Annotated in this window: 9 protein-coding genes; 2 read left to right on the forward strand and 7 right to left on the reverse strand. The window is 61.8% G+C overall.

What is annotated here, in order from left to right:
* Positions 1-150: 150 nt before the first annotated feature.
* From EN969_RS07890 to EN969_RS07900, 3 genes are all read right to left on the reverse strand, one after another.
* The gene (locus tag EN969_RS07890) at positions 151-1,161 is read right to left on the reverse strand and encodes a magnesium and cobalt transport protein CorA (RefSeq protein ID WP_013533645.1); all 1,011 of its coding nucleotides are present in this window, start codon (positions 1,159-1,161) and stop codon (positions 151-153) included.
* A 90-nt stretch (positions 1,162-1,251) separates the two neighbouring features.
* On the reverse strand, positions 1,252-1,977 hold the full coding sequence (phoU, locus tag EN969_RS07895) for a phosphate signaling complex protein PhoU (RefSeq protein ID WP_013533646.1): 726 nt from the start codon (positions 1,975-1,977) through the stop codon (positions 1,252-1,254).
* Positions 1,978-2,089: 112 nt separating this feature from the next.
* Positions 2,090-3,355 carry an ATP-binding protein gene (locus EN969_RS07900; RefSeq protein ID WP_063170011.1) on the reverse strand — a complete coding sequence of 422 codons (1,266 nt, stop codon included), beginning with the start codon at positions 3,353-3,355 and terminating at the stop codon, positions 2,090-2,092.
* A 121-nt stretch (positions 3,356-3,476) separates the two neighbouring features.
* Between EN969_RS07900 and ppk2 the strand changes: the two genes are divergently transcribed.
* Positions 3,477-4,385 carry a polyphosphate kinase 2 gene (ppk2, locus tag EN969_RS07905; RefSeq protein ID WP_013533648.1) on the forward strand — a complete coding sequence of 303 codons (909 nt, stop codon included), beginning with the start codon at positions 3,477-3,479 and terminating at the stop codon, positions 4,383-4,385.
* A gap of 48 nt (positions 4,386-4,433) precedes the next feature.
* Here ppk2 and EN969_RS07910 read toward each other — a convergent pair whose 3' ends face one another.
* The 3 genes from EN969_RS07910 to EN969_RS07920 form a co-directional block, all read right to left on the reverse strand.
* Positions 4,434-5,183, reverse strand: coding sequence for an enoyl-CoA hydratase-related protein (locus tag EN969_RS07910; RefSeq protein WP_013533649.1), 750 nt, complete (start codon positions 5,181-5,183; stop codon positions 4,434-4,436).
* 14 nt (positions 5,184-5,197) lie between these two features.
* Positions 5,198-5,836 (reverse strand): acyl-homoserine-lactone synthase, encoded by a 639-nt coding sequence (locus EN969_RS07915; RefSeq protein ID WP_013533650.1) that lies wholly within the window; start codon positions 5,834-5,836, stop codon positions 5,198-5,200.
* 96 nt (positions 5,837-5,932) lie between these two features.
* A complete protein-coding gene (locus tag EN969_RS07920; RefSeq protein WP_013533651.1) occupies positions 5,933-6,664 on the reverse strand; it encodes a LuxR family transcriptional regulator in 732 nt (243 codons plus the stop codon).
* A gap of 249 nt (positions 6,665-6,913) precedes the next feature.
* Between EN969_RS07920 and EN969_RS07925 the strand changes: the two genes are divergently transcribed.
* On the forward strand, positions 6,914-7,762 hold the full coding sequence (locus EN969_RS07925; RefSeq protein ID WP_063170010.1) for a transporter substrate-binding domain-containing protein: 849 nt from the start codon (positions 6,914-6,916) through the stop codon (positions 7,760-7,762).
* Positions 7,763-7,774: 12 nt separating this feature from the next.
* Here the strand turns inward: EN969_RS07925 and EN969_RS07930 are convergent, their stop codons facing one another.
* Positions 7,775-8,182: a tellurite resistance TerB family protein gene (locus tag EN969_RS07930; RefSeq protein ID WP_127389928.1), complete on the reverse strand. Its 408-nt coding sequence runs from the start codon at positions 8,180-8,182 to the stop codon at positions 7,775-7,777.
* Between the last annotated feature and the right edge of the window lie 103 nt (positions 8,183-8,285).

Below are 8,285 nucleotides of genomic sequence, written 5' to 3' on the forward strand. Positions count from 1 at the left end.
GGGAATAGGGGAGTAAGGCAGTAGGGCAGTATGTGCGCGGAAAGTCGCGCTCACGAAATGCCACCCTACTGCCCTACTGCCCTACTGCCCTACTGCCCTACTGCCCTACTGCCCTACTGCCCTACTGCCCTACTGCCCTACTGCCCTACTTCACAACCAGCCATTCTTCCTGAACCGCCAATACAGAAACGCGCAGATCAGCGCGATCGTGGCCAGAACCACCGGATAGCCGTATTCCATCTTCAGTTCCGGCATGTCGCTGAAGTTCATGCCGTAAATGCCGGCGAGCGCCGTCGGCACCGCCAGGATTGCGGCCCAGGAAGCGAGCTTCTTGGTGTTGGCCGTTTCCTGACTCTGGCCGACCAGCAAGCTCGCCTCGAAAGCGAATGCCAGCACCTCGCGCAGGCTGTCGATCTTCTCCTGAACGGTGCGGATGTGATCGGTGACGTCGCGGAACAGCGGATGCATGGCGGTGTGGATCTGCGGCAGCTCGGCGCTGGTCAGCCTTCGGCAGACTTCGACCAGCGGAAGCGCGGCATTGCGCAGGCGCAGGAGATCGCGGCGCAGCATATAGAGCCGCTCTATGTCGGGAGCGGTCATCGGCTTCAGCAGAACCTTGTCCTCGATCGCCTCGACCTCGTCCTCGATCTGCTCGAGCACCGGCATGTAATTGTCGACGATGAAATCGAGGATGGCATAGAGGACGAAATCCTCGCCCTTGGCCAGCGAGTGCGGGCAGCTTTCCCAGTGCTGACGAACGGCGGCATAGGACGTCGAGGGACCGTGCCTGACGCTGACTATGTAGCCTGAGCCGACGAACAAATGGGTCTCGCCGAAGGTGACCCGGCCCTCGATCAGCTGCGCGGTGCGGGCGACGATGAACAAGGCGTCGCCATATTGCTCGATCTTCGGCCGCTGGTGCGGGTGCTCGGCATCCTCGATCGCCAGCTCATGCAGGTGAAACTGCGCCTGGACGCGCAGCAACAGGTTACGGTCGGGCTCCAACAGGCCGATCCAGACGACGTGACCGGATTTTTTTGCCCATTCGCCGGCTTCCTCGATGGGAATGTCGGCGATGCGGCGGCCCGCGGTGTAAACGCCGCAAGCGATAATGCCGGATATCGGCGCAGGCGCCGGGGTCAGGTTCCGAACATTTTCCATCACGACCTCCCGGAGCAAATCCACGGACGAGGATAGAGGCAAAGCCCGGAAAGCTTATCGTAAATCGGGTGACGGTTCGAGAGGCGGCGTTCACTTCACCGGCTGCGTCTCGGAAAGGCTGATTTTGTCGGTCTTGTCGCCCTTGGGCCGCTCAGCCGGCAACTGATCGCCGGTGACGATGTAGTAGATGGTCTCGGCTATGTTGGTGGCGTGATCACCGATACGCTCGATGTTCTTGGCGCAAAACAGCAGATGCGTGCAGGGCGTGATGTTGCGCGGATCTTCCATCATGTAGGTCAGCAATTCGCGAAACAGCGATGTGTACATGGCGTCGATCTGGTCGTCACGATCGCGCACGAAGCCGATCTTCTCCACCGAACGGGACGCGTAGACGTCGAGCACTTCCTTGAGCTGGGTCAATGCCAGGTTGGACAGAGCCTCGAGGCCGCGGAACAGGCTGGTCGGCTGGCGTCCGTCGGTGACGGCGACAACCCGCTTGGCAACGTTCTTGGCGAGATCGCCAACCCGTTCGAGGTCGGCGGAGATGCGGATGGTCCCGACTATCTCGCGCAAATCCGCCGCCATCGGCTGACGCTTGGCAATGATGATGATCGCCTTGTCGTCGATTTCGCGCTGGCCCTCGTCCAGTACGGTATCGTCGCGGATGACCTTCTGGGCAAGGCCCGGGTCGGCATTGACGAGAGCGGTGACCGCCTGTTCGACCATGCGCTCGGCATGGCCACCCATCGCGGCGATGCGCTTCGACAGATATTTCAACTCCTCGTCATAAGCGCTGACGATGTGCACGGACTGCATGGCAAATGCCTTCCCACGGGGTGTTTTGATTTTGAGTCGTTTCCTCGAATCCCCGCTGATACGCTAGCCGGATGACAGAAAAAAGAAACAGTGCCCTTGAATTAGGGCGATATCAGTGCGCCGGCAAATGAACCGAGAATGCCGCGCCGTTGCCGACTTCGGACTTGATCGAAAGCCGGGCGTTGTGGCGCGTCAGGATATGCTTGACGATCGACAGGCCGAGGCCGGTGCCTTTCTGGGTCCGGCTGGTCTCGACATCGACGCGGTAGAAGCGCTCGGTAATGCGCGGAATGTGCTCCTCGGGAATGCCAGGGCCAAAGTCCCTGATCGTCACGTCGATGCCCGGCTCTGGTCCGGCATCGCTATGCGCTATGGATACAACCACGCGCCCACCCGACTGCCCGTATTTGCAGGCGTTTTCCAGGAGGTTCTCGAAAACCTGGAAAAGCTCATCGCGATCGCCAGGCACATGAAGCGGTCCGTCGGCGTAGCGCCGCTCGATGGCAACGGCGTTTTCGCTGGCCAGCGGTCCGAGCGAGTCGATGACGCTGTCGACGGTCTGGCGCAGGTCCACCTCGGTTCCCGGCTTCAGATAGGGTTTCATCTCGAGCCGCGACAGCGACAACAAATCGTCGATCAGACGCGCCATGCGGCCAGTCTGGCTCTGCATGATCTGCAGAAACTGGTCGCGCGCCGCCGCGTCGTTGCGGGCTGGCCCGCGCAGCGTTTCGATAAAGCCGGCGATGGAGGCAAGTGGGGTGCGCAGTTCGTGGCTGGCATTGGCGATGAAGTCGGCGCGCATGCGGTCGATCCTGCGCGTTTCGCTCTGGTCCTTGAACACCAGCACATAGAGATCGGTGGCGTGACCGACCGAGGACACGCTCACCCGGTAAGCCCGTTCGACCGGCAGCTTCTCCGTATAGTCGACGATATCGGAGGCGACATCGCCCGATAGCACGCCATCCAGCAGAGCCTGCATTTCCGGCGCCCGGAATTTCAGCGACAGCGACATGCCTGGCGCGATGCCGCCGAAAGCGGCGAAGGCGGCGGCGTTGGCATGGACGATGGTGGCAGCCCGGTCGAAGATGATCAGCGGATCGGCGACGGCGGCGGCCAGATATTCACCCGAGAGCCTCTGCAGGCCGGTGGCCTCGATGGCGGCTCCGCTGCCAGTGGATTGGCGCGCGCCGGCGGCCGGCAGTATTGCCGCTGCAAATAGCAACAGCAGCGCCGCGAGGACGACATAGGCTGAAATCCCGGCCAAGGCATAAACGGCGACGACCGCGACGACGCCGGCCGCAAGCAGCCAGCGGCTGTTCCACAGCCGTGCGGCCATGGTTTGCGCGATGCCTCTCTGCTCTGTGTCCAGGTCAGCCATCTGCCCGCGGGCCCGCACCCCATGCCTTCGCACCCGGTCCACGGTGGCGGAAAAACTTCCACTAGACCGTTCCGGAGGCTCCCCATAGCATGAGTCCGGAAGCTGGAAAGGGTTCGTCTCGATGAAAAAAGCCAAGGAAAGTCCCGCCGCGCCAACTTCGGGGCCGCTGAAGATCAGGATCGGCGGCAAGGAACGGGAGTTCGACATCGAAAACCCCGTGCTTCCCGACTGGGTCGAGGACAACAAGCTGACTGCCGGCGGCTATCCCTACGACAAGAAGATGAAAAGTGATGAGTATGACGAGACGCTCGAGAAGCTGCAGATCGAGCTGGTCAAGGCGCAGGCCTGGCTGCAGTCGACCGGCAAACGGGTGATGGCGCTGTTCGAGGGCCGCGACGCTGCCGGCAAGGGCGGCACGATCTTCGTGGTGCGCCAGTACCTCAATCCGCGCACGGCACGCAACGTGGCGCTGACCAAGCCGACCCCGACCGAACTGGGGCAATGGTACTACCAGCGCTATGTCGACCACTTCCCGACTTCAGGCGAATTCGTCACCTTCGACCGCTCCTGGTACAATCGCGCCGGCGTCGAGCCGGTGATGGGTTTCTGCACGCCGCAGCAGCACGAGCAGTTTCTCGACGAGACGCCGCATTTCGAGCGGATGATCTCCAACGAGGGGATTCACTTCTTCAAATTCTGGCTGAACATCGGCCGGGAAACGCAGCTCGAGCGCTTCCACGACCGCCGCTACAGCCCGCTGAAGAGCTGGAAGTTTTCGCCCATCGACGTTGCGGGCATCACCAAGTGGGACGACTACACCAAGGTGCGCGACACAATGTTCGAGCGCACCCACAAGGAATTCGCGCCGTGGATCATCGTACGGGCCAATGACAAGCGGCGCGCGCGGCTTGCGGTCATGCGGCGCATCCTGTCGTCTCTGCCCTATGAGGGGCGCGATCTCGAAATCATCGGCAAGGAAGACAAGAAGATCATCGGCGAAGGGCCGTCATTCCTGGGAAAACAGGATTGACGCTTTTTTGCGTCGCGCGGCAGGAACCGCGCGACGCAATCATGATGCTTAAGCCGCCAGCCTGGCGATACGCTGCAATCGCCGCAGCGTCGTATCATCCTGCAGCGCCTGCTGGAAAAGCGAGATCTCCTGATCGATGCGATCGCAGAGGGCCTCGGTGTTCCCCTTCAGCAGGCCGCGCGTCTGCAGCAGGGCGGCGACCGGCTTCTTGACGAGCTGTCTTGCCCGACCAAGGGCCGCCTCCTCGACGGTGCCTCCCGGCACGATCTCCGCGACCAGGCCGAGCGCCCTGGCATCTTCGGCGCGAAGCGTGTCGCCGAGGCAGAAGAAGCGGAAGGCACCGGCGTAGCCGAGCTTCTGCGGCGCCAGGATGCTGGTCGCCGCATCCGGCACCAGGCCGAAATCGACGAACGGCACCCTGAACGTGCTCTCATCGGACGCGATCACCATGTCGCAATGGAACAGGATGGTGCAGCCGACACCGACGGCATCGCCATCGACGCAGGCAAGGATGGGCTTTGGAAACGTCGCCAGCGTGCGGAACAGGTCGGTGACGGCGGCGATCAGTTTCTGGTGCTTGGTGGCGTCGAGGAATTCGGAGAAGTCGCCGCCCAGACAGAAACAGCCTGCCAGGCCGCGCAAGACGACGACGCGAACCTCCTCATTGTCGGCTGCTTCATGGAAGGTCCTTGCCAGGCTTTCATAGGCCCTCCTGTCCAGCACCGGCCGGCCGTCACTCGACGACACGGTGACCACCAGCGTGTGGTTGCGAAGTTCAGGTTGCGGATGTGTGCTCATGACTGTCTCCGATCTCATGACGCACGCCTTTGCCCGAGCATGTCGGGATATCCCCTGGCCAGCACGGGAGCAAAATGATTGCGGCGCGACCGCACCACATCGAGTGTGTGCTCGTTGAAGGTCAGCAAGGTGGCGACCACCTGCTGGTTGCCATAGGTGCGCTGATAGCCAAGCGGGGTCGCCAGGAAATGCAGTTGCAAGGCGCGCAGCACCCACATCGGCTCGAACTCGATGATCACCTTGTCGACGCCGCGCTTCAGCCCCCACTCGACGAAACCGGCAATCAGTTCGGTGCCGACGGTCGAAACGCCGCGACGGCCATCGCGAAAACCGGGAGCCACCGCATAGCGGGTCAATTCCCAGATGTTTGGACCCGACGGCGGCGTTCCTTCGGAAAGATCGGTCAAGACCTCGGTCAGCAGATGTGGCCGCGTCGTCGGCAACATCCTCTGATAACCCGCCACTTCACCGCCCCTGATGACGATCTGATGGACCGCCTCGTCGTGATCGAACTGGTCGAGTTCGAGCCCGTCGGGGCGTCTGAGGTCATCCCACCCCATCTCCTCGACGAATATCTTGTAGCGCAAACGATGGACGGCCTCCCAAAGGTCGGGACGTTCCATCAATTCCTGGGTTGTAAGGGAAAAAAGCATTCCGCCGTCTCCTGCGTTCAGAGGAAGATACGGCCGTGCTTTGATGAGAAAATTGCGTGATCGCGTAGGCAAGGATTTCAGGTCGGCACGGCCGACCTAACTAATGTAGCCGCGCCGTATCGCTTCCGCGACGGCCTGCACCCTGTTGACGGCACCTAGTTTGCTTTTGGCGTTAAGAAGATGTTTCTCCGAGGTGTGTTCGGAAATGCCGAGGATTTGCGAAATCTCCCATTCGGACTTGCCGACGGCGGCCCATTGCAGGCATTCGCGCTCGCGCGGCGTCAGCACGATATGATCGATGGTCCTGTTCGCCATGGTGTGGAGTTGCATGGCGCGGCCAACCGCGTAGGTCGAGACCAGCGACACCTGGCCGAATTCGGCGGCGGACAATTCCACGGCCTCGCCGCCCAGCGACACCATGACGATCTGGCCGTCGAGCGTGATCAGCGGAAAGGCCAACCCATCGCGCAGTTTGAAGGCGCCGGCATCGCCCATCACCTCGCCGCTGCTCTTGTCTATGCGGATGCCTTGGGACGCTTCGTGCCACTGGAAGGGCGCCTGCAACTGTTTCATATGGCTGACGACCGGGTCATGATCGACATAGTTGCGCGCGACATAGCGCTCCAGCCACTCGCCAGGCCAATCGCAGAGAAGCACATGCTGCTTTTGCTGGCCGGCCGGCGTGCCTGGCTGCGGGACGGTTCCCGCCATCAGTGCGGTGAGACCGAAATCCGATGTTATGCCCAGCAGCCTTTCGCAGACCGCCGCCGCCGTTGCGGCGTGCTGCAGTTGGTCTATGTATTCCAGCGTGCGATCGAACTGACCCATCGCAACATCAACCCCATGTTGCCTTGTGCATTGCGGCCAATGATGCGTGCCTGATTTACACTTCGCCACCGACCACGGATTGCAAATCGCATACTTATTTTGTGGCTCCCTCTCATCGAGGCGACCGAAGCTGATTTGCAAACCGGCTAAATCATATCCTGAAATCGGCGTGTTGAAATCAAAAACCATTGTGCCTGTACCATTTTCGTACCAAAACCGGTGCGAGCACGACTGTGGCGGAGTTTTATCTTGGCGTTCCGGTGGAGGTCCTTCGCCTTTGCGATGCTGATCGGGTTGCTGTCGTTCGCCGACGGTGCGCGCGCCGCGGCGCCTCAGGTTCCGGTGCTGTGGGATGCCAAGGAGCGGCTGCCCAAGCCAGACCTTTCGAAGCTGCCCCGGCTGAGATTCCTCACCACCACGGACTTCCCGCCTTTCAACTTCCTCGACGGTGCGGGAAAGCTGTCCGGCTTCCACATCGATCTGGCACGCGCCATCTGCGCCGAGCTTGGCATTGTCGAAAAATGCCAGATCCAGGCCCTGCCCTGGGCCGAGCTGGAAGGCGCACTGCGGAAAGGCGAAGGCGAGGCGATCATCGCCGGCATCGCCGCCACACCGGAATCGCGCGCGACCTACGCCTTCTCACGCTCCTATCTGCAGTTTCCGGCGCGCTTCATCATGCCGAAGGGCAAGGCGCTGACCGAGCCCGTCTTTGACAAATTGCACGGCAAGCGTGTCGGCGTGATATCAGGCTCGGCGCATGAGCGCATGCTGCGCGACTATTTCAACACGGTCCAGGTCGTCCCTTTCGACAGGCCGGAAGAACTGTATGCCGATCTCAAGGCCGGCAAGGTCGACGCCGCCTTCGGCGACGGCATGCGCCTGGCTTTCTGGCTGGGCGGCTCGGACGCGGCGGGCTGCTGCCGCTTTGCCGGCGGGCCCTATCTGGCGCCCGAATATCTGGGCACGGGCATGGCCATCGCCACCAAGGCTGACAATCCGGCGCTGGCCGCAGCGATCGACTACGCGCTGCAGGAAATTTCAATGAAAGGCACGTTCGCCGAATTTTATCTGCGCTATTTCCCCGTCAGTTTTTTCTAAAGCCAAGGACTTTCAGGTCAGGGTACGCAGCCGCGCCTTGGCCGCGCGGCCGATGGCAGCAACCGTCAGCGTGTCGAGATCGAGCTGACGCCGGATCAGCTGCAGCACCCGCACCTCTTCCATGCGCATTTCGAGGTCGACGGCGGCAACCTCGAAGGCGGCGGCATAGGCGGTGTCGCGCAGCCGCTCGGGCAAGACCTCGGCGACTTCAGCCAGCACGCCCTCCAGCCCATCCTTTTCGTGCAGGCGCTTCTGGCAGCCCTGGGCGACGCCGACCAGCCTGTCGTGGTTGAAGTCCTCGAACACCGGCCAGGAGCGGACGACCTCGCCGATCCGCGCCAGTTCAACATCGGTCATGTCGCGGTCGGAGGCCGAGGTGATGACCATCAGATAGATCAGGGCTTCATGAGGTGTCGGCAATTTTTTCTCCTTGAACCGGGCCTCGAAGTTAGGAACGCCCGTTCTGCACCGCAAGGAAAAAGCGCCGCACGCGTTGACGCTCCGGCGCTGCACGCCTAGAGAC

Origin of the sequence: Mesorhizobium sp. M7A.F.Ca.CA.003.01.2.1 (genome assembly GCF_003998945.1) — a bacterium.
Taxonomy (GTDB): Bacteria; Pseudomonadota; Alphaproteobacteria; order Rhizobiales; family Rhizobiaceae; genus Mesorhizobium; species Mesorhizobium ciceri.

What these genes read in the sequence shown, in the direction of transcription:
- EN969_RS07900 (WP_063170011.1), bottom strand. Translation starts at nt 3,355, where the DNA reads ATGGCTGACCTGGACACAGAGCAGAGAGGCATCGCGCAAACCATGGCC.
- phoU (WP_013533646.1), bottom strand. Translation starts at nt 1,977, where the DNA reads ATGCAGTCCGTGCACATCGTCAGCGCTTATGACGAGGAGTTGAAATAT.
- EN969_RS07890 (WP_013533645.1), bottom strand. Translation starts at nt 1,161, where the DNA reads ATGGAAAATGTTCGGAACCTGACCCCGGCGCCTGCGCCGATATCCGGC.
- ppk2 (WP_013533648.1), top strand. Translation starts at nt 3,477, where the DNA reads ATGAAAAAAGCCAAGGAAAGTCCCGCCGCGCCAACTTCGGGGCCGCTG.
- EN969_RS07910 (WP_013533649.1), bottom strand. Translation starts at nt 5,183, where the DNA reads ATGAGCACACATCCGCAACCTGAACTTCGCAACCACACGCTGGTGGTC.
- EN969_RS07915 (WP_013533650.1), bottom strand. Translation starts at nt 5,836, where the DNA reads ATGCTTTTTTCCCTTACAACCCAGGAATTGATGGAACGTCCCGACCTT.
- EN969_RS07920 (WP_013533651.1), bottom strand. Translation starts at nt 6,664, where the DNA reads ATGGGTCAGTTCGATCGCACGCTGGAATACATAGACCAACTGCAGCAC.